This window comes from Beijerinckia indica subsp. indica ATCC 9039 (genome assembly GCF_000019845.1).
In the GTDB taxonomy this organism is placed as follows: domain Bacteria; phylum Pseudomonadota; class Alphaproteobacteria; order Rhizobiales; family Beijerinckiaceae; genus Beijerinckia; species Beijerinckia indica.
In genome coordinates this window covers 1,637,233-1,657,115 of record NC_010581.1, presented here as the reverse complement: position 1 = coordinate 1,657,115, position 19,883 = coordinate 1,637,233, and the positions used below count along the sequence as shown (strand labels likewise).

Below are 19,883 nucleotides of genomic sequence, written 5' to 3'. Positions count from 1 at the left end.
GGACGTTCCCTTTTGGGCAAAGCTGATGCGTTCGCCAGGTTAGAGCTGCAGGCCATGTTTGATCCTTCCCCCGAAGTGGCGGCCTCGGCCTATGCCGATGGCCGCCCTCTTCTCGTCTCGACGAAACTCGTCGGCGATCTCGAAACACCGGTCTCGGCCTTTTTGAAACTGGCGCGGGATCGCGACGGCGGGATCTTTTTGCTCGAATCGGTCGAAGGCGGCGCGACACGCGGCCGCTATTCGATGATCGGGCTCGATCCCGACATCATCTGGCGCGCCTTTGCCGAACAGGCGGAAATCAATCGCGACGCTCAGCGCGACCCGGCTGCTTTCCTCCCCTGCAAAGAGCCGCCCTTGCAGGCTTTGCGCGCGCTCATCAAAGAATCCGCTATCCCGTATGTCGCGGAACTGCCGCCGATGGCGGCGGGTATTTTCGGTTATCTTGGCTATGACATGGTCCGCCAGATGGAGGAATTAGGCCCCGCCAAGACCGATCCCATCGGTGTGCCGGATGCCATTCTCATCCGCCCGACCGTCATGGTGGTCTTCGATTCGGTGCGGGACGAGATCAGCATCGTCACGCCCTTGCGGCCCCGCCCGGGCCTGAGTGCCAGCGCCGCCTATGAACAAGCGATGGACCGGATCGAGGCGGTCGTCGCAACGCTCGAAAGCCCGCTTGCTCATCCCGCTGGTCTCGAAGCCGATCCCCTGTTGAGCGCGGTGCCACCGCGCTCCAATACGGAACCGGCCGAATTTGCCGCCATGGTCGAGCGCGCCAAGGATTATATCCGCGCCGGCGATATTTTTCAGGTCGTGCTCTCGCAGCGTTTTTCAGCGCCCTTCGCCCTGCCCGCTTTCTCGCTCTATCGCGCGTTGCGGCGGGTCAATCCGGCACCTTTCCTCTGCTATCTCGATTTCGGCGCCTTTCAGGTCGTGTGTTCGAGCCCGGAAATTCTCGTGCGCCTGCGCGATGGCAAAGTGACAATCCGGCCGATCGCCGGCACGCGGCCGCGCGGCGCGACGGAGGAAGCCGATGCCGCGCTCGCCGCCGAATTGCTGGCCGATGAAAAGGAATGCGCTGAACATCTCATGCTGCTTGATCTCGGCCGCAATGATGTCGGCCGTGTCGCCGAAATCGGTTCGGTCACGGTCACCGACCAATATGCGATCGAGCGTTACAGCCATGTGATGCATATCGTATCCAATGTGGAGGGCCGTTTCGCAGCCGGCCAGGATGCAATCGACGCCCTCTGCGCGGGCTTTCCCGCCGGCACGGTTTCCGGCGCCCCGAAAGTGCGCGCCATGGAAATCATCGACGAATTGGAAATCGACAAGCGCGGCATTTACGGTGGCTGCATCGGCTATTTCGGTGCTTCGGGCGAGATGGATACCTGCATCGTGCTGCGCACATCCGTCGTCAAGGATGGTGTCATGCATGTGCAGGCGGGCGCCGGCATCGTCTATGATTCCGATCCGGCTTCCGAGCAGCGCGAATGTATCAACAAGGCGGCCGCCTTGTTCAAGGCAGCGGAAGAAGCCGTGCGTTTCGCGACAAGGCCACGTCGAGGCCAGTAAAAGCGGACAGCGAAAGCGAAAGAGCATCGCTCTTTCGCGTCAACGCGGACGGCCCCAACAAAGACATTCAGATACAGTGCGCATACGGATTTGCGACAGAGATCCGCCGCCAAAATCCGAGCAGGCGACAGCCGTGGATATTTTATATTTTGAATGTATCAGTTATTCCAGGACGCTGGGAAGCGACACTGGGAAAACACAACAATGTATCGATATGGCACAAGATTGACTCACCGCCTTATCGCACTCGTTCTGGCGGGCTTGATCGGCATCTCGACGCCTGTCCAGGCATGCACCAATTTTCTTTTGATCGCGGCCGATGGAACGCCGGTCTATGGCCGCACATTGGAATATGCCCTTCAGACGCAGTCTGAAGTGGTCGTCATGCCGCGCAACACTCTTTTTGTTGGAATGCGCGCCAACAATGCGCCTGGCCCCAAGTGGAACGCCCGTTATGCCCTTGTTGGCGTCATGAGCTTCGGGCAGCCATTCGTATCCGATGGGATGAATGAAAAGGGACTTGCGGGCGGAGCGCTCTATTTCCCGGATTTCGCCGCCTACACACCGGCTGGCGAGGCCGACCCCAAAACAGCACTCGCACCGTGGGAATTCCTGACCTGGGTGCTGACGAATTTCGCAACGGTCGCTGAAGTGAAGGCGGCGCTCGACAAGGTGACGATCGTCGATCTGCCCACGCCCGTTGTGAACTTTACCCTGCCCTTCCACTTTCCGATCCATGATGCGAGCGGCGCTTCGATCGTGATCGAGCCGATCGACGGCAAACTGAAAGTCTACGACAACCCTCTCGGTGTGCTGACCAACTCGCCGCCCTTCGACTGGCACCTCAACAATATCCGAAACTATGTCAAGATTTCCCCGGTTAATGCCAATCCGCTGAAGATCGGCGGCCAGACCTTCGCACCGCTCGGCCAGGGTTCGGGCCTCCTCGGCGTGCCGGGCGACCCGACTCCTCCGTCCCGTTTCATTCGTGCTCTCGGCTACGTGGCCTCCGCACGGCAAGCTCCTGATGGTCCGCAGACCGTGCGGCTTGCCGAGCATATCCTCAACAATTTTGACATTCCCATTGGCTTCATCAGCACGGGCGAAAAGGACGGCCCATTGGAATATACCCAATGGACCTCCATCGCGGATCTCCGCGCCAGGAAGTGCTATATCAAAGGCTATCAGGATCAGGTTCTGCGTGAGGTCGATCTGAACACTTTCGACCTCGATGCGAAGAGCCTCTTCGTCGCACCCTTCCGGTCCAATCCAACGCCACCAAAGCTCGAATTTGGAAAACCGTGACGGTGGCAGCCTCAAAGCATTGAAAGAGGCTTGCCGACAGCATCGCTCGTTCGTTCAGTTTCTTGGGCGATGCTGCAAGACTTTATTGACCGCATCAGACCCAAAAGTGGAAACCACTTTTGGGTCTGATGCTCTAGATCGCGGGTTCCATCCGTACGAATCTTTTCTGAAACCATTCATCCAGCAAAGCTTTTTCATAAGACAACGCATTGCTTGAATGGGGGGCCAGCGGGTCGAGCAAATAATTGATGTCGGAGAGCGTTTCCTCAGCGGCGATGATCACCACGCCATTGACCTTCAGCGTATAGCGCAACCTGATGCTTGGTGGCGGCCGCGTATGGCTCAGATAGCGCGCTTGATTGCCGGGAAATGCCCACGAATTGTAATATCTAGCCAATTGAATATTCAGCACTTCCACAGTGAGCGTCTGGTCATCTGACAGATAGACCTGTCCCATTCGTTGTATCGCCTGACCGAGCTCGTTCATCACTTGCCAAGGTGGCGTCACGCTTGTGGTATTACGGAAAGCTGGATCCGAATAATTTTGTGGATGCAGGAATATGACCTTCACGATACCAGCCGCCTTGGCCTGAACCTGGCTCAGAGCAAAACAAAGGGCGAGCGCGCCAGAAAAAATAACGCCACGCCGCCATGGGCGGAAACAGTCTTTTACCAGATGCATTGATCAAGGCTCCGTGGGGACCACCCACAAGTGACGGTAGGATGTGGACGAGAGGGGAATGCGCTCGGGTAAGATTTTCGGGACAACCGATGATCTCGCCATGTACCAAAGATCATGGCGCCGAAGATCATGCTAGGCGACTTTAGAGGGCAATGGACCTCGCCGTAAAGGCCTGCTTGCACGCCCCTATGAACGATTCCAAACGGGTCCAAAAGCCCATGATCCCATCGGCCAGACAATGATCCTGATCGGGGGACCCAATTGTGGTTGAACCTCCGCTGGACTAATGCTCTATAGACCCATGGCTTCCGTTCTTCTCATCGACAACTACGACAGCTTCACGTGGAACCTCGTGCATGGTTTAGGCGCGCTCGGGGCCAAGGTCAGCGTTCATCGCAATGACAAGATCACTCCCGCCGAGGTTGTCGCCGCGCGGCCCGATGCGATCGTGCTTTCGCCTGGCCCCTGTACGCCTCATGAAGCCGGCATTTGTCTCGATCTCATCAAGACGGCTGGAAGCGAAATCCCAATCTTCGGCGTCTGCCTCGGGCATCAGGCGATCGGCGAGGCTTTTGGGGGCATTGTCACCCGCGCGCCGGAACCCGTACATGGCAAGCTCGCCTCGATCGAACATCAGGGCGAAACCATTTTTCGCGGCATCAATGGCCCGTTCAAGGCGGCGCGCTATCATTCCCTCGTCGTCGAGCGCGCAACCCTGCCCTCGGATTTAGCCATCACCGCCGAGGCGCAAGGCTTGATCATGGGATTGTCGCATAAAGCCTGGCCGATCCATGGTGTGCAATTCCATCCCGAAAGCATCGCCTCCGAACAAGGCGCGCGAATCTTTTCCAATTTCCTCGATCTCGCGGCGCAATGGAACGCCGGCCATCGTGGCGCGTGAAGAAACAGCATGGATCAGTTCAAACCCTTCATCGCCAAGCTCGCCACCGGTTCGAGCCTGACTCGCGCCGAAGCCGAGGCGGCTTTTGATCAGATTTTCGCGGGCGAGGTCACTCCAGCCCAATTGGGCGGTTTTCTCATGGCCATGCGGGTGCGTGGCGAAACGGTCGATGAGATCATCGGTGCGGTCACCGCCATGCGCGCGCGGATGGTGCGCGTTGATGCCCCCACTGATGCCATCGACATTGTCGGCACCGGCGGCGACGGCCATGGCACGTTCAATGTCTCGACATTGGCCAGCCTCATCGTCGCGGCTTGCGGCGTGCCGGTCGCCAAACATGGCAATCGCGCCGCCTCCTCGCGCTCTGGGGCAAGCGATGTGTTGAGCGCACTTGGCGTCAGAACCGGCCTCGATTCGGCCGGTGTCGAAGCCTGCATACGGGGCGCCGGCATTGGTTTCATGATGGCGCAAACGCATCACACGGCGATGCGCCATGTTGCATCAGCCCGCGTCGAGCTTGGTACACGCACCATTTTCAATCTGCTTGGCCCCCTCTGCAATCCAGCTGGTGTCACCCGCCAGCTCCTCGGCGTTTTCTCGCAAGCCTGGCTCGAACCCCTCGCACAGGTTCTTCAGGCTTTGGGCGGGAAGCATGTCTGGGTCGTGCATGGCTCGGATGGGCTTGATGAATTGACGACGACTGGCCCATCTTTCGTCACGGCCCTGGAAGATGGCGCGATCCGTTCCTTCACCATCACGCCAGAGATGGCTGGCCTGCCGCAGGCGACGCTCGCCGATCTCAAGGGTGGCGATCCGGAAACCAATGCCGCCGCCCTGCGGGAGGCACTGGGTGGCAAAAAATCCGCCTATCGCGACATCGCCCTTTTGAATGCCGCCGCGGCCCTTGTCATCGCCGCCAAGGCCAAGGATCTGAAGGAAGGCGTTTTGATCGGCGCCAAGGCTGTCGATTCCGGCGCGGCTTCGGCTGTACTCGCCAAGCTCGTGGCACTTTCCAACCAGGACAATCGTGCCGCATAAAAAGATCTGGTGATCATTTGCAAACCGAATTGTGATACAATGACTCACGAACCATTGGTTTTGAGAGGCGGACTACCCTTCGGTCAGGTTGTCACCCTATCTTAATCTTATCCAATTGATTTGAATGAACGGTGAAAAACCGTTGCACAGTTTTCTTCATCCAGCTTTATTAAACTATACCCTTCATCTCGAAGAGTTTCCCTTTTCTCGGATGCATGGATTTCTTGGCTAATGACGCGCTTTTCTGCTCCGGGCCAGCGGCATATTCTCTGTGTTTTTCCCCGTTACGTGCCGTCGTTCGGAACATTCGAATATGCCTATGAACTGACCGATGGCGTCAAAGCCTTCATGCCGCCGCAAGGTCTTCTGGTCATCGCCTCCGTCATGCCCGCCAATTGGGACGTCCGCTTCATCGACGAGAACATGCAGGCCGCCAGCACCGAGGATTTCCTGTGGGCGGATGTCGTCTTTGTCAGCGGCATGCATATTCAGCGGCGCCAGATCGAGGATATCCGTCGGCGCGCCCATGCACAGGGAAAGGTCGTGGTGCTCGGCGGGCCGTCTGTCTCCGCCTGCCCGCATTATTATCCAGCTTTCGATTATTTGCACGTCGGTGAACTCGGCGACGCGACCGAAAAACTCGTCGCGATTCTAGCGAAGGATATCAGCCGGCCAGAGCAACAAGTGGTCCTGAAAACCGAGACGCGGCGCGATCTCGCTGATTTTCCGGTGCCGGCCTATGAGCTCGCCCCGATCGACCGTTATTTCCTCGGCAGTATCCAGTTTTCGAGCGGCTGCCCCTATACATGTGAATTCTGCGATATTCCGGGCCTTTATGGACGCGTCGCGCGTCTCAAGACGGCCGAGCAAATCCTGACCGAACTCGATGTCCTTTTAGCGCGCGGCGTCGTCGGCTCGATCTATTTCGTCGATGACAATCTCGTCGCCAATCGCCATGCGCTCAAAGAGCTGCTGCCGCATCTCATCGCCTGGCAGAAACGCAACGGCTATCCCCTCGCCTTCGCCTGCGAGGCGACGCTCAACATCGCCCGCTCGCCCGATATTCTCGCCTTGATGCGCGAGGCTGCCTTCGAGACGATTTTCTGCGGTATCGAAACGCCGGAGCCGCAAGCCCTGAAGGCGATTTCCAAACAGCATAATATGGCCCTGCCGATCCTTGAGGCGATTGACACGATCAATCATCACGGCATGGAAGTGGTGTCCGGTATCATTCTCGGCCTCGATACGGATACACTGGAGACCGGCGGCAATCTTCTCGCCTTTGTCGAACGCTCACACATTCCCCTGCTCACGATCAATCTGCTCCAGGCCCTGCCCGGCACGCCTTTATGGGACCGGCTGGAAAAGGAAAACCGCCTTTGTGAAAACGATGATCTCGAATCGAATGTGATCTTCAAACTTCCCTATGATGACGTTCTGAGCATGTGGCGCGATTGCATGGGAAAGGCCTATCAGCCCAAAATCCTCTTCGACCGCTATCGCCATCAGATGCGCCACACCTATCCCAATAAGCTGCCGCGTCCCTGGAGCCGGCAACGCCTGTCGCCGCGCAATATCCGCAAGGGGATACATTTTCTGTCGAAAATCATCTGGAAGGTAGGCATTCGCGGCGATTACAAAGCGGCTTTCTGGAGCTTCGTTCTCTTTTCCCTTTCACGCGGCAAGGTCGAGCCGATCATCCGCGTCGGCCTCGTCGCGCACCATCTCATCGCCTTCGCCCGCGATGCATGCGCGGGAAAGAACAATGCCTCGCATTATTCGGCGAAAGCACGGACGCTGGAGCTTGAGGGACAGATCGGTTCGTGAAGCAGCCGGTTACCGCTCACTTTGTGAATTCGTCAGGTTTTGGATTGGGCCAAGAAGACTGATCTTTCGGAAGGCGGCCGCTTGGATCATGTACAATGACCTTATGCGGCAATGTGGATCCCCATCGCCACAGAACAAGGTTTGCCATGTCCAGCCGAGCGCCCGTTGCAAAAGATGGCGTCAGAATACCGGCCGCTTGTTTCGCAATCAACGCCTCGGAAATATCCCAAGAAGCTGGCCTCTTTTCGCAGGCCAGATCATAAGCCCATGCACAAGCCATATCCGCCAGCTGAATAGTCTCGGCCGCCCGCCCCTCTTCCGTGCGGAGATCGATCAGGTCATCAATATCGACGTCATAGGAGCAAATGGTCAATGGGTCAAAACGATGGCTAAAGCCATGTCCCATCTCGAGGAACATGCCCTCAATAGTTAGGGCCAGGTAGAGTGCTGGAACACCAACCGGATTGAAGCGTCCGCCCTTCAAAGCAGCGCCATCACCAGAGATCGGTGCCCAGGCCCACTTTGGATCGTGTGCACGATAGCCTGTGCCTCGCCACCTCAAGCGAACCCGCCGATAGCCACGTGATCGAGATAATCGCGGACGGCCGCAGCCTTGCCTTCTTTTACGAGGGATTCGGCCGTCCGGCCACCGAAGGCCGCGATCGGCTCGGCCCGATACCACGCCATAGCCTGCTTCTCGCCTCCTGCCCAGTCAGCGATACGACCGATAATCTCGAGCATTTCAGTCGCTCGTGCCTGGGTTTTCTGGGCCTTCGCGCGCGCTGTCCGATAGATGTTTTCTCGTTTCAGACCAATCGTCTCCGCAAGTTGCATCTTGGACATTCCAAAGCGCTCGGCCACACGGTCGACGGAGACATATCCTTTGGCATCGAAAAACGTGGTCACCAGTTGCGCGCCTCGAAAATTCGAAGGAGCCACAACGGTCGCTCTGGCCTTATTCTCTCGCGCTACCACAGGTTGATCTCTTCGATTCTTAGGAGACTGCGACGTCCTCGTGCCTGGCATATCTGCCACTCCCAATGCCGCATTTAGCGTCATTTTATATGGCAAGACCTCCCATATTGTCCAGCGGAGCAGTTGTTATGCCTTGGCAATTCACCACAACGCTCCCGGAGCCGGCAGCGCCTGTCGCTCACCATCTCATCGCCTTTGCCCGCGATGCTTGCGCGGGAAAGAACAATGCCTCGCATTATTCGGCGAAAGCACGAACGTTGGAGCTGGAGGGACAGATCGGTTCGTGAATGCGGAGAATATTGTACCGACGAATTACGCCGCTCTCAAATATTTCATGATGAGAGGTGTATGATGCCTATCCGCGGCATACACATATTGCGCCGCAAGCTTGGCTTCCCAGCGATTCATTTCCTTTGTCACTAACGCGATATTCTGATTGAGAAGTTGTCTGCGCTTCATCGGATCGGGTGAAGCGAAGAAGCCGAGTCTTGGGCCGATGGGCAGGTAAATGAGACCTCGTGGATGCCCAATGGAACGGAAAATCATGTAGGGCCGATCGCAGGTGATAAGACTGATCCCCGCGCTGGAAAAATCCATGACCCACCAGAACATTTTGAGGATGATATCGTGGTAATCAGGATTGAGCATGAGTTCACTGATCACCATCAACCCATAATTGTCCGATAAAAAACGGGTGAACGGGTCTTCACGCACACTCTCTTCGAACTCGGCTCCAAAGGTTTCCCCCTGTGCCCAGTCCGGAAATTCCTGTTTTGCCTGCTCGTAGGCTTTTTCCAACCCAGCTTTTGTTGAAGTCTCTTTTATATCCGCCACGGCGTCAGGGTTTCGGATTGGCAACGAAACGATGAACTGGGCCCAGCCCAGACGATCCTCCTTTGTCAGAGTATCCGTGCTTTTCGTGGCAATCATCTTTTGAAGAGCAACGGAGGCACGATGATCGACATCGGCCGTCACATCTTTTTCTATCGCCTGCCGCAGATTTTTTGGCAGATGGGCGAGCGTATAAAGGTCCTTTTGAAATCCAGTCGATATGGGTGCAACCGGCTCACACATAACCTCTGATCGGATACGCTTGTAACAGATCAGACGACCATCCTCTCCACACCAATTTTTGAGGTAGAACTGCGGGATATAGTGGTGCTTCCTGGGTTCGCTCATAGTTTTTCTGCCTGCTTTGAACCACCATTTTGATTTGCATCAAAATGCAGCCGCTTTTCTTGGCCCGGCCCCGCCCCGCTCCCCAAGCGGAAAGTGTACGCCCATCCCTTTGTTTCTCAAATCCGCCTATTGGGTCGAAAAGTCGGGATGCGGGGAAAGTAAATCGATGATGCGCAAGCAGATCGCCGGGACGCATTTCCGGGGCGAAACATCGGCAAGGTAGAGAACGTCCGCCTTGCCGAACTCTTCAAAGACAACCGCTTTCACTTCCCGGCCTCCTTGCCCAGTGCCTTGCGGGCGATGCTGGCGGCAAACAGCGGGGTTTCGCGGCGGTTGTGATCGCCGCTCGCCGCCTGACGGGCCGCCGCCGCCTGCTCAAAGGTCTGGCCATGCTCTTTCAGGAAGCTCATGAACACGTCGGTCGGATGCGAGGTGACGCGGTTGGTATAACGGGTACGGCCGCCATCAATGGCTTCGGCGATCAACTCCCAGATCACGTTGACCTGCGTGCGACCAGCGGCGGTGAAGACATCTGAAATTGAGTTCATCCGGCAATAGGTCGGCGTGGCCTCATCGGCGACATAATGCTGGATGACGAGCCCGGTGCCAATCATTTCGACATTGATCGACATGAGGCGGCCGTCGTCAGTGGTGGTGGCGCCGGCGGCGATATGGTCTGGCGGGCAGCAGCGCTGATACTCGGCCTCCGGCAGGTTGAACAGCCAGTCGGCGATATCGATCTTCTCAAGCGGAACATCGATTTCGGCGGAATAGGCGGATTGCGACAGGACCAGATCGTTCAGAATATTCATGATGACTTCTCCTCTTGGTGGAGCGGCTCGAAATCCGATGCCGCTTGCTGTTTTGGCGAGGAGGAAGGTGCGCCTGTTCACGATCGACGATAAGCCATAGTCTCCTGCAAACGGCTTTGCCTGGATCGCAAAGATGAGACCCCATTTCGCCGAGTTCCTGTCCACCTTCGTCGATGTCGTCCGAGCTGGAAGCTTTTCCGGGGCAGCCAGAAGACGGGCGATGACGCCTTCAGCGATCGTCCGTCAGATCGACACGTTGGAGCTGGACCTGGGCGTCGCGTTGCTCGTGCGTTCCACGCGCGCCCTGACGCTGACCGACGCCGGGCGGCGGCTCCATGAGCGAGCGCTCCAGCTTCTCGACGATTTGGCCGATACCCATGCCGAAGTGTCAGCCTTCGACGGCTCAGTTTCGGGCACATTGCGAATTGCCTGCTTCCCAACCTTCGGCAAGCGCTACGTCCTGCCGGTTCTGGGGACGCTTCAAGCCGAGCACCCTTCGCTCAAGGTTGAACTTGATCTGACGGAGAGGCTTGCCGATCCGGTTCTTGAACGTCTCGACGTGGTCGTCCGCATGGGGCAGTTGTCTGACAGTACCTTGATCGCCACCAAGCTCGCGCCCCTAACCCGGCTGTTGGTGGCGAGCCCCGCTTATTTGGCGCAGGCGGGTGTGCCAGGGGGCACGGTCGATCTCGCATCGCACCGACTTCTCGATAAGCTGCATGGTGCCGACCTCCTTGGCTGGCGGGAAGTGCTGGGCTGCCCAGCCGGCCATGCCGGGAATGGTAGGGTGGTGTTCCGTTCGGACGATTTCGAGGCTCTGCGTGCGGCCGCCGTCGCCGGCATGGGTATCGCATTTCTGTCGAGCTGGGTTGTCGGGCCCGACGTTAGGTCGGGAACGTTGATCCGGTTGTCGGCCAACGGCGAGCCCTGGAACGAACAACCGGGCGGCATCTATCTTCTGCGTGCCCTGCCCCAGCCGATCGCCAAGGTTCGAGCATTCACCGAAGCGCTTCGGGCTTCAATCGGAAGTCCACCGATCTGGGAAGCATGATTTTGCGCATGTTTGTTGGGCGGGAATCAGTGGCTTAGCTGGCACGATCGGGAAAACGGCGGAGAAAGCCGAGAACAATGAAGATGGGCACTATGTCTACGCCATAGCCACCGAGGGCACTCCATGATCCTCTTACGCCTTGGCCTGATTTTCCAGAATAAATGGAATAGGATAAGGCCTCGATGAGGCCGAGCGTGCACAGATCGTGGCCATTCGACGGCCACCACCTTGCCGTCATCGATTATGATCGCCGCGCTGGTGCAGATTGTAGACGTCTGCCACTTACACTTGGAATATTCAGCAATCCGCGACACCCCATACAAATAGGAAACTGACCCAGCATGCCAGTCCCAATCACGCGCCGTCTCGCATTGGTAGCGCCGCTGGTGTTGCCGGTGTCCGGCGCCTGGGCCAGCAGCGGCATTCAGGCACGGTTGCGAGAATTAGAATCGCGGAGCGGTGGGCGGTTTGGGGTCGCCGTGCTCGATACCGCGACCGGCGGGCTAGTCGGCAACCGGATCGACGAGCGCTTTGCCATGTGCAGCACGTGCAAAGTGCTGGCCGTGGGTTGCGTGCTGGCGAGGGTTGATCGAGGTGAGGAGCGACTCGACCGGCGTATTACCTTCACCGAGCGCGAACTGGTGTCGCCCTTCAAGGCAACCAGCCCTCATGTCGGCCCTGAAGGTATGACGATCGCCGCGCTCTGCGAAGCGGCGATCACCATCAGCGACAGCACCGCCGTCAATCTGCTGTTCGCCAGCTTCGGCGGTCCAGCGGCGCTGACGATATATCTGCGATCGCTAGGCGATCCCGTTACCCGGCTCGACCACATGGAACCGGCTCTGAATATCGTCAAGCCCGGCGAGATCCACGACACCACTTCGCCGGCCGCCATGGCTGGGACGCTGCGCCAGTTGCTGCTCGGAGATGCCCTGTCGGACACGTCACGCGCCCTTCTGACGGGATGGATGATCGGGGCGAAGGATGCCGCGACGCATCGCCTTCGGGACGGCCTCCCGGCAGGGTGGCGGATCGCGAACAAGCCTGGCACCTGGGAGAAGATAGCGACGAACGATATCGGCGTGATCTGGCCGCCCGGCCGTGCTCCGATTGTGGTTACAGCCTATCTCGGTGAAGTACCCGGTTCGGTCGAGAGCCAGGAAGCCATTCTGGCCGATGTCGCTCGGATCGTCGCGGCTGAGGCATAGCATCGCCTCGATTCACATAGCGAACCCAAGGGTGTCCGCTGGATAGCATAGAGCCGGATACTGTAGCGAGGCTGGCGGGCCACACGAGACCAGGATGAGAACTACGAGATCGTCATAGATCTTTGATATACATTATTTTGTACAGTCTCTGCGGTAATCGGCAGTTTTCGGCGGCCATTGCGTGGTTCCCGGCGATCATAGTGACGTTTGGCCGTCGGTACCTCGCTCATTAGCATGTCTGCCCTCGCCACATTTGGGCTATTCGTCGCGCAACCGGAGGCCGAATGGCTTTCACCTATCGTCCTTTCGCACTTGCTGCGTTCGACACCTTCCGACTGAAAATCGCGGCACCTCCGAGGAATAGAACAGCCGTGCCCAGATTCCATCCAAGGATCATCGCGGTGGCATCGAGCGGATGGAACATCGAAAGGGCCGTCGCGGTGATTGCCGAGACCGCGAGGCTTCCCATCAAGATGACTGATGTGGGCCGGAGTGCAGCAGCGTAACGGAGCATCACCAGCATCAGCAGCGACAAAGGCAAGCTTGTCAGCACGAGCGTGGCAAGGCAACTGGACGCGGCCTCGACGGTGATTGCACCTGGCGGCACAGGCACCCAGCCAGCGAAGCACTGGTAACCAATAGTCGACAGCCAGACGACGAGCGGCGGGGCGGGCAAGAGAAGCCACCAGCGGGACCGGTCCGGCAGGCTGACAAAGAAGGTGGCGATGGTCGCAAGGACGCCGGTTAAGAGGGATGAGATCATGTTGATGGCAAACACGGCATCCTGCATGCGCTCAGCGAATTGCGGTCGCACGCCGTGGCTTATCGTCATGAGGGCCATGATCGCGGCGGCAAGCAGGAGCCATCCAACAGCGCGGACGAGCGGAGGACGAAGACGCCTGACCGGCGGAGCGTTGGTGGCGAGGGAGCGGATCAGCTCAGACGTGTCCATCACAAATCCCCCCGATCCGAGAGCAAGGTCCGCAAGGTCCGGAGCGCCCGCTGGGTCGCCATTTTAAGCGACGCGATGGAGAGCCCGGTCGCGTCGGATGCTTCCTTTAAAGACATTTCCTTGAGTTTGAGGAGATCGACAGCCGTCCGTTGGATCAGCGGCAAGCTGCCGACAGCCTCAGTCAGACGATGCTTGTCAAGCACATCATCGTTGTTATCGGCCGCTGTGACGGTCGCCTCATGTTCGGCGGTGAGCGGGGCCTCGCGCAGCGCCTGCCGGCCACGTCGACGCAACCGATCGATCGCGCGACGACTGGCGATGCCGACAAGCCAGGGACCGAACGGCCGTAAAGGATCGTAGGTATGCCGGATCGAATGGAGGGTCAGCAATATGTCCTGCACGGTATCTTCGACGTCCCAATGATCCTTGTGCCATCGCCTGACCAGTGATCTGAGATAAGGTGTGATCTCCTGGAGAAGTCGCAGATAGGCGACCGTATCGCCGTCCTGCGCGCGCGCCATGAGAATTGTCCAGTCGAGATCGCGCGATGGTGCGGCCTCGAGGTCCCCTGGCATGGCCTTCGTCCCATCTCGCGTCGTCTCGCCATCCGACGCCACCAAAGTCAGGCGCCGACACCCGTCATCCTGCATCGCGCCAACTCCTGAAGATAGCGGATCCACGTAAGCAGTCGCCCTGGGACCCGATCTGGCGACGGCGAGGCATCACCGCCCTGCCCCCGGCGAACCAAACCGGACGAGGACTTTGGCAATCCAGTGGTCGATCGAGAATGCACCGGGCCCAATGGCTATGATGGCCATGGCCAAAGTTGCCCAGTACAAGTGGAAATTGACCCAGCCATCTGGAAACACCAGCTGGATGACGCCTGTCATGACCAGCAGGATGAATGCAGCAAAGCGTGTTCCAAGACCAACAATCAGCAAGATGGGCAGCGCGATCTCGGCGATTGCGGTCAGCAGAGCCAACTGGTCGGGGGTGGGAAGCGCGTACTCTCCCCCGAAAATGTGCAGCTTGAACTGCTCCTCAAACAGAAACAGCGTCCCTGGCGAGAGCGAGAGGAAGCCGTCCCATCGTGTGAGGCCGGAGCGAAAGAAGGGAAGCGCCAGGGCAATGCGCAACATCGGAGGCGCGATGGGCCACGCGATCGCTGCCATCCAGAGAAGCACATGCCGGAGAAGCACAGGAGGGATAATTGCAGCTGCCCTGTTCAACAATGTCGGCGACGCGCTCATACGACCTCCACCGATCGGGCCGGCTGTATGTCATAGCCGACGATGACGCCCGCCTCGATCATGCCTCGCAGCGTGCCGGCAAGATCGAAACGCGGACTCACGAATAGCCCTTCTTTCATCCCATCGACGATTGGCGAACCCGCCTGCAGCGCCTCAATGAATGCAGCCGCGCCCGCCGGGAGACGTCGAACCTCGACCTCCGCCTCGGGACGAGTGACAAGCACATCGTCTCCACCGTCACCAAGGTCGATGTACTCGATCCCATCGCGCCCGATGTTCGCCTGCCAGATGCCCACGATCGGGAAGGCAGACCTTACAATGCGGACAGACGGATGCAGGGTGAGCCGCAGTGCCGGGACATCGCGCAGCGGCACCTGGCTGAGAGCCGACGATGGCAAAGGCGATGCCTCGGCGGCGTGATAGGCTTCCACCCATGCACGCTCGAGACGAGCGACATCGGGGAGATAGGGCAGCACGGCGGCAGGCTCGAAGCGGCCGATGAAATCGGGAAAGCCAGCTCCGTAATCGAGCATGATCGGAGAGGCCGGCAGTTCAGCCATCACGTATAGGCGCGCCATGGCAGTGAAGAACTCCTCGCCGACGAGGCGCTGGACCACAGGATAGGCGGCCTTCAGGATCTCGATCAGCCCGAGGACGACATTGTTACGGTAGACGGCGAACCGCCTGGCGCTGGGCAGCCCGTCGGGACCGACAAGACCGGCGGGAGCCGGCTTGAGCGGGTCAAGGAGCGCCCTGGTGAAGTCAGCCTGTCGGTCGGCAGATCTCACCATGCCAGCAGCATGTTCGGAGCCTTCCAGACCTGAAGCCGAACTGCCAATCGAGCCAATCATGGGTGGTCACCTCTCTGGAATGAGTGTGCGTGGACAACAACAGGTACACGCCGGTGCATACAGTCGATGTCGGACATGATAAGCTCGGCGCGTTCCGCCTCGGCCTTCAGCATTGGCCAATCGGGCACGTTGGCGTCCCACTCGATCAGGGTCGGAACCGGGCCGATGCGCTCGGTCGTATGGGCGAACAGACCCCAGACAATCTCCGAGACCGGTCGGTCGTGGGCATCGATCAGCAGGGGGCGTCCTTCTTCATCGGCATCGGGCGCGAAGCCGGCCAGATGGATCTCCTGCACATCAGGAAGCGGATAGGCGTCGAGATAAGCGATCGGATCCCAGCCCTGATTGGTGCAGGCGACATGGACATTGTTCACGTCGAGCAGAAGACCGCAGCCTGTCCGCCGGACGATCTCGGCGATGAAGTCGGTCTCCGCCCAGGTACTTTCGGCGAAGGCCAGATAGGTGGACGGATTCTCCAGCAGCATCTGGCGCCCGAGAAAGTCCTGCACCTGATCGACATGCTCCACGACGCGCGCAAGTGTCTCGTTCGTGTAAGGCAGAGGAAGCAAGTCGTTCAGGAAGCCAACATCGTGGCTGGACCAGGCGAGATGCTCTGAGAAGAGCGCCGGGCAATAAAGATCGATCAGTTGCTTCAGGCGCGCAAGATGATCCTTGTCCAAAGGGCGATCCGCGCCGATCGACAGGCCGACACCGTGGAGCGACAGCGGATAGCGATCGCGGATGACGGAAAGGTAGCGATGCGGCGACCCACCCGCGCCCATATAATTCTCGGCATGGACCTCGAAGAAACCGATATCGGGTGAGGTCTCCATGATCGTCCGATAGTGCTCGGCCTTCAGGCCGACGCCGGCCCGCTGCGGCATCGGTGTCTGGGACGGTTTGAAGATCGGTTTCGGCATGGCGTTCACTTCGGTCGATGCAGGGAAGGAATGGCCGGGCCTTCGTGGCCCGGCCGAGCGGTCGATCAGGCCTTGGGCTTGAGGCTGCCCGTTCCGTTCGGCGTGGAGATCGTCGTGCAGGTGCCCGTCGGCACCAGCTTGAAGGCGTTGCCCTGGTAGTCGGCGGTGCTGGTGCCTGCGCAGGTCGTGCCGGCGCCCGCATAGCAGTCGTTCTGGCCTTTGAGCGCGACGCCGAAGCAGGGCTCGACCTTGCCGGACTTCACCTTCACGGTGTTCTCGGCCTGGATTTTCTTCTGCTGCGCCGTAAATTCCTGCGCATTCGCGGGAGCAACGGCGAGCGTGCCGAAGGCGGCAGCGAAGGAGCCAGCGACCAGCTTGGACATCAGACGATCGGACATATTGATTCTCCTAAAAGTTCAGCCAGCGCATCGCTCGCTGCTGGCGGGATGGCGGCTGTCTCGGCGCGCCTGTTAGGAGGTTCGTTGTGACGTTCTCCGAGGTAACTCTGCTTTGGAGGAATTTTGTGAGGCGGTCTTCAGCGCCTCAATGGGGCTGCTGGGAAGCTGAGCGGCCGCACGAACCAATGATGAGCGTTTCGATGACCGACTGCGAGCAGCGGTTCATGTCGATCGGTCTCTACGAGGAAGATTTTATTCGCGCCGGCGTTCGAACGCAGAACGCACCGCTGCGATTGAGCCGGATGATATCAGGCTATGGAGGGCAATCGGCAGGGCTGGCGGGAGCCGAGAACAATGAAGATGGGCACTACGCCTACGCCATAGCTACCTAAGGCACGCCATAGCTCTCTTAACATTGTCAGGCATTTCGCCGGCTTCTTTAGCTAGGCGTGCTCAGCGCGGCAATCTTGGGTTATGTGGGTCTGATCAGTGCCGGGCGTAACGCAAGAACAAGTGGAATGATTATGGTCGCCGTCAACGCCGAAGCCGATATACCGACGGCCCTACTGGTGTGATCGGCAATCATGCCGTAAGCGATTGGCGCGAAACCTCCCATGACGATGACACCCGTATAAAATAGCGCGAACGCCCGTCCGGTATCACCTTTCGGGGCCAAATCCGGAACGGTCCCATAGAGGATGGAAGAAGTGCCGTTCAAGACGACGCCAAGCAAGGGTAACAAGGCAAGCGTCACAGCCAGTGGGAAAAACAAAGTTGCGATCATCAGCAACGCAGTGGCTGCCTCGGTCATAACCACGCTCGAGACGACGCCGAGACGCTGTCCTAACCAGCCGCAGACAGCTTTACCCAGCGCGCCGCCGATAAAAAGCAGCGCCAAGCCGACGCCAACCATCGCTTGTGTTCCGCCTTTGGCGTGAATGAGAAACGGCAGAAACAGCAGATAACCCATCCGTGGCGCGGTATCGAGTGCGCCGATCGCGAGGAGTAAACCAAAACCTTTACCGCTCGCCGTATTCCCAATGTGTCTCTCGTCGAGCAAGGTCGGAAGTGTGCGTTGGCGCGGAATGAGCACCAGCAACACTCCGGCGACCAAGAAGCCCAGGAGTGCTGTCAGCGTGATCACTGCGCGCCAAGCCAAGAATGGGAGCAGTAACGCGACAAGTGCCGGCAGGACGGCTTTGCCCAAGTCACCGGAGAAATTATAAACTCCCAACGGGCCTCGTGATTCCTTCCCATAGGCGTTGGTCACGAGAAGGGAGGCGCGAGGATGCTGAGTGCTCGATCCGACGCCTGCAACGATCAGTCCCGCACTCAAAACGAACAGACCGCCCGGTAAAGCCATCACCAGATATCCCAGAGCTGCCACGAATGTCGCCAATGCTAATGCCCAGCGTGCAGTAACTCGTCCAAGTACCTTGTCACCAGGCACCTGAAGACAGCCCATCGTACCATAATAGAGCACTCGGATTATCGCGAGGCCCGCATAGGAAAGCCCAAATTCTGTCTGCCAGATCGGCAGCAGCGCGTAGAGTTGGTCAGTGTAGCCATCATGCAGCGTATGGGCAAGGCAGGCTCCGACGAGATCGCGCCGTTGCTTCGCGGCTTTCATTTTCGATGCTCCATCAACATTCTGCGCCATATCCACGTTGAGCATCTTATCGCCCGCGCTCCGTTGAATTGCAGGCAGCCATTCAATCCGGATGGCTGCCTTCCCACCCCCCAACTTTAAAGAGAAGGCGACTTTCTCAGCAACTAAAGGATACTCATCCATCCATGAGTAAATGCTCATATCTCTTGCTCGCTGTCGTAGGTAGACTGTGCTTGCTGAGCCTCCTGAACAATCCATTCCTTGAACGATGCGATCGCGGGTAGCCGCTCCCGCCCCTTCGGACAGACGAAATAATACGCGAGCGGTGAGGGGTAGCGCACGGTGAGAAGACGAATAAGCAGACCGTCCCTCAACTCTTTCTCAACATGTCCGCTTCGAACCAAGGCAATCCCATATCCAGCCAGCGCGGCTTCGATTGTCATGTTAGTGTCTGGATAATAGGTTCCAGAATGCGCAAGCGAAACATCAACTCCAGCCCGCTCGAACCAATACTCCCACTTAGGAACCAAGTCAGGGCCGGCACGGAATAGAAGGGGATAGCGCAGCAAGTCTGCTGGAGTATTCGGCATTCCCAGACGATCTAGAAGCTGCTTACTTGCGACTGGGAATATGTACTCACGCAATAACAATTCAGCAAAAAGACCCGAATATTGGCCCGTGCCAAGGCGTACCGCGATGTCCGCATCGCCTTGCCCAAAACCAATCGGGTGGTCAGTTGTTTCGATCCAAAGTTGAAGGTCTGGTTGACTCGCTTCGATACTCGGTAAGCGAGGAAGAAGCCAACGCGATGCAAAGGACTGCGTGAGGCTAATGCGTAGTGGGTGTCGATCACGCTGCCGTCGTAGTCCTGCTAGAGTTGCGTCAAGACTGACCAGAAATTGTCTGATTATTGGCGCCAGCGCGTTCCCCTCTGTTGTTAGCTTTAATGTTCTTCCCCTTTCAAATAGCTTCATCCCCCACAGCTCTTCCAGATACTGGATTTGATGACTGACAGCGCTTTGCGTGACATTCAGCTCTGCCGATGCGGCCGTGAATGTAGGGTGACGTGCTGCGGCCTCGAATGCTCGTAACGTTGGTGTGGGCGGCAGCTCTTTCATTGGCTTCTCTGCTCATAGAGGTTCGCGTATTATATGAATGTTTGCTCATGATGCAATGAAGGGGTTTCGCTTGAAGAGAAGAGCCAGCCGGCGATAAGGAATCTCATCACCAGATCCCAGGTCGGGGGTCGGCGTGAACGGCATATGGACGCAGCGGAAATGACCCGTGATGTAAGGCGGGCACAGGAAGACGCAATCAACAGGGACTTTTCCGTCACAAGTTCAATTCGAG

Annotated in this window: 23 protein-coding genes; 9 read left to right on the top strand and 14 right to left on the bottom strand. The window is 58.2% G+C overall.

Annotated features, from left to right (window positions below):
• The first annotated feature begins 54 nt into the window (after positions 1-54).
• Positions 55-1,575: an anthranilate synthase component I gene (gene trpE, locus BIND_RS07350; protein WP_012384444.1), complete on the top strand. Its 1,521-nt coding sequence runs from the start codon at positions 55-57 to the stop codon at positions 1,573-1,575.
• 225 nt (positions 1,576-1,800) lie between these two features.
• Positions 1,801-2,880, top strand: coding sequence for a linear amide C-N hydrolase (locus BIND_RS07345; RefSeq protein ID WP_244395980.1), 1,080 nt, complete (start codon positions 1,801-1,803; stop codon positions 2,878-2,880).
• Positions 2,881-3,013: 133 nt separating this feature from the next.
• Here the strand turns inward: BIND_RS07345 and BIND_RS20080 are convergent, their stop codons facing one another.
• Positions 3,014-3,562 (bottom strand): DUF3016 domain-containing protein, encoded by a 549-nt coding sequence (locus tag BIND_RS20080; RefSeq protein ID WP_012384442.1) that lies wholly within the window; start codon positions 3,560-3,562, stop codon positions 3,014-3,016.
• 301 nt (positions 3,563-3,863) lie between these two features.
• On the opposite strand from BIND_RS20080, the gene BIND_RS07335 reads away from it, so the two are divergent.
• The 3 genes from BIND_RS07335 to BIND_RS07325 all read left to right on the top strand — a co-directional run bounded on the left by BIND_RS07335 (position 3,864) and on the right by BIND_RS07325 (position 7,328).
• Positions 3,864-4,463, top strand: coding sequence for an anthranilate synthase component II (locus tag BIND_RS07335; RefSeq protein WP_041777985.1), 600 nt, complete (start codon positions 3,864-3,866; stop codon positions 4,461-4,463).
• A 9-nt stretch (positions 4,464-4,472) separates the two neighbouring features.
• Complete coding sequence (trpD, locus tag BIND_RS07330) at positions 4,473-5,501, top strand: anthranilate phosphoribosyltransferase (RefSeq protein WP_012384440.1); 1,029 nt, start codon at positions 4,473-4,475, stop codon at positions 5,499-5,501.
• Positions 5,502-5,732: 231 nt separating this feature from the next.
• Positions 5,733-7,328, top strand: a complete 1,596-nt coding sequence (locus tag BIND_RS07325) for a B12-binding domain-containing radical SAM protein (RefSeq protein WP_012384439.1) — start codon at positions 5,733-5,735, stop codon at positions 7,326-7,328.
• Positions 7,329-7,344: 16 nt separating this feature from the next.
• Here BIND_RS07325 and BIND_RS07320 read toward each other — a convergent pair whose 3' ends face one another.
• Complete coding sequence (locus BIND_RS07320; protein ID WP_012384438.1) at positions 7,345-7,890, bottom strand: RES family NAD+ phosphorylase; 546 nt, start codon at positions 7,888-7,890, stop codon at positions 7,345-7,347.
• Positions 7,887-8,354, bottom strand: a complete 468-nt coding sequence (locus tag BIND_RS07315; RefSeq protein ID WP_012384437.1) for an MbcA/ParS/Xre antitoxin family protein — start codon at positions 8,352-8,354, stop codon at positions 7,887-7,889. Before BIND_RS07315 ends, BIND_RS07320 begins: the two co-directional genes overlap by 4 nt.
• A gap of 77 nt (positions 8,355-8,431) precedes the next feature.
• Here BIND_RS07315 and BIND_RS21610 point away from each other — a divergent pair, with 77 nt between their 5' ends.
• The gene (locus BIND_RS21610; RefSeq protein ID WP_158304364.1) at positions 8,432-8,590 is read left to right on the top strand and encodes a hypothetical protein; all 159 of its coding nucleotides are present in this window, start codon (positions 8,432-8,434) and stop codon (positions 8,588-8,590) included.
• Positions 8,591-8,615: 25 nt separating this feature from the next.
• Here the strand turns inward: BIND_RS21610 and BIND_RS07310 are convergent, their stop codons facing one another.
• The 3 genes from BIND_RS07310 to BIND_RS07305 all read right to left on the bottom strand — a co-directional run bounded on the left by BIND_RS07310 (position 8,616) and on the right by BIND_RS07305 (position 10,294).
• Positions 8,616-9,482, bottom strand: a complete 867-nt coding sequence (locus BIND_RS07310) for a DUF4238 domain-containing protein (RefSeq protein ID WP_012384436.1) — start codon at positions 9,480-9,482, stop codon at positions 8,616-8,618.
• 126 nt (positions 9,483-9,608) lie between these two features.
• The gene (locus BIND_RS21605) at positions 9,609-9,749 is read right to left on the bottom strand and encodes a hypothetical protein (RefSeq protein ID WP_012384435.1); all 141 of its coding nucleotides are present in this window, start codon (positions 9,747-9,749) and stop codon (positions 9,609-9,611) included.
• Positions 9,746-10,294 carry a hypothetical protein gene (locus BIND_RS07305; protein ID WP_012384434.1) on the bottom strand — a complete coding sequence of 183 codons (549 nt, stop codon included), beginning with the start codon at positions 10,292-10,294 and terminating at the stop codon, positions 9,746-9,748. Before BIND_RS07305 ends, BIND_RS21605 begins: the two co-directional genes overlap by 4 nt.
• 133 nt (positions 10,295-10,427) lie before the next feature.
• On the opposite strand from BIND_RS07305, the gene BIND_RS07300 reads away from it, so the two are divergent.
• Positions 10,428-11,345 carry a LysR family transcriptional regulator gene (locus tag BIND_RS07300; RefSeq protein ID WP_012384433.1) on the top strand — a complete coding sequence of 306 codons (918 nt, stop codon included), beginning with the start codon at positions 10,428-10,430 and terminating at the stop codon, positions 11,343-11,345.
• 341 nt (positions 11,346-11,686) lie between these two features.
• Positions 11,687-12,553, top strand: coding sequence for a class A beta-lactamase (gene bla, locus BIND_RS07290; RefSeq protein WP_012384432.1), 867 nt, complete (start codon positions 11,687-11,689; stop codon positions 12,551-12,553).
• A gap of 295 nt (positions 12,554-12,848) precedes the next feature.
• Here bla and BIND_RS07285 read toward each other — a convergent pair whose 3' ends face one another.
• The 6 genes from BIND_RS07285 to BIND_RS07260 form a co-directional block, all read right to left on the bottom strand.
• The gene (locus BIND_RS07285) at positions 12,849-13,505 is read right to left on the bottom strand and encodes an NrsF family protein (protein ID WP_012384431.1); all 657 of its coding nucleotides are present in this window, start codon (positions 13,503-13,505) and stop codon (positions 12,849-12,851) included.
• On the bottom strand, positions 13,505-14,155 hold the full coding sequence (locus tag BIND_RS07280) for a sigma-70 family RNA polymerase sigma factor (RefSeq protein ID WP_012384430.1): 651 nt from the start codon (positions 14,153-14,155) through the stop codon (positions 13,505-13,507). The genes BIND_RS07285 and BIND_RS07280 overlap by 1 nt, the downstream gene beginning before the upstream one ends.
• A 72-nt stretch (positions 14,156-14,227) precedes the next feature.
• The gene (locus tag BIND_RS07275; protein WP_012384429.1) at positions 14,228-14,755 is read right to left on the bottom strand and encodes a DoxX family protein; all 528 of its coding nucleotides are present in this window, start codon (positions 14,753-14,755) and stop codon (positions 14,228-14,230) included.
• A complete protein-coding gene (locus tag BIND_RS07270) occupies positions 14,752-15,606 on the bottom strand; it encodes an HvfC/BufC N-terminal domain-containing protein (protein ID WP_012384428.1) in 855 nt (284 codons plus the stop codon). The genes BIND_RS07275 and BIND_RS07270 overlap by 4 nt, the downstream gene beginning before the upstream one ends.
• Positions 15,603-16,526: an MNIO family bufferin maturase gene (gene bufB / locus BIND_RS07265; RefSeq protein WP_012384427.1), complete on the bottom strand. Its 924-nt coding sequence runs from the start codon at positions 16,524-16,526 to the stop codon at positions 15,603-15,605. The genes BIND_RS07270 and bufB overlap by 4 nt, the downstream gene beginning before the upstream one ends.
• A 65-nt stretch (positions 16,527-16,591) precedes the next feature.
• On the bottom strand, positions 16,592-16,924 hold the full coding sequence (locus BIND_RS07260) for a BufA1 family periplasmic bufferin-type metallophore (RefSeq protein WP_012384426.1): 333 nt from the start codon (positions 16,922-16,924) through the stop codon (positions 16,592-16,594).
• Positions 16,925-17,124: 200 nt separating this feature from the next.
• On the opposite strand from BIND_RS07260, the gene BIND_RS07255 reads away from it, so the two are divergent.
• Entirely contained in the window at positions 17,125-17,316 is a 192-nt protein-coding gene (locus tag BIND_RS07255; protein WP_012384425.1) for a hypothetical protein, read from the top strand.
• Positions 17,317-17,396: 80 nt separating this feature from the next.
• Here BIND_RS07255 and BIND_RS07250 read toward each other — a convergent pair whose 3' ends face one another.
• On the bottom strand, positions 17,397-18,584 hold the full coding sequence (locus tag BIND_RS07250; protein WP_148210745.1) for an MFS transporter: 1,188 nt from the start codon (positions 18,582-18,584) through the stop codon (positions 17,397-17,399).
• A gap of 146 nt (positions 18,585-18,730) precedes the next feature.
• Entirely contained in the window at positions 18,731-19,651 is a 921-nt protein-coding gene (gene gcvA / locus BIND_RS07245) for a transcriptional regulator GcvA (RefSeq protein WP_012384423.1), read from the bottom strand.
• Positions 19,652-19,883: the final 232 nt, after the last annotated feature.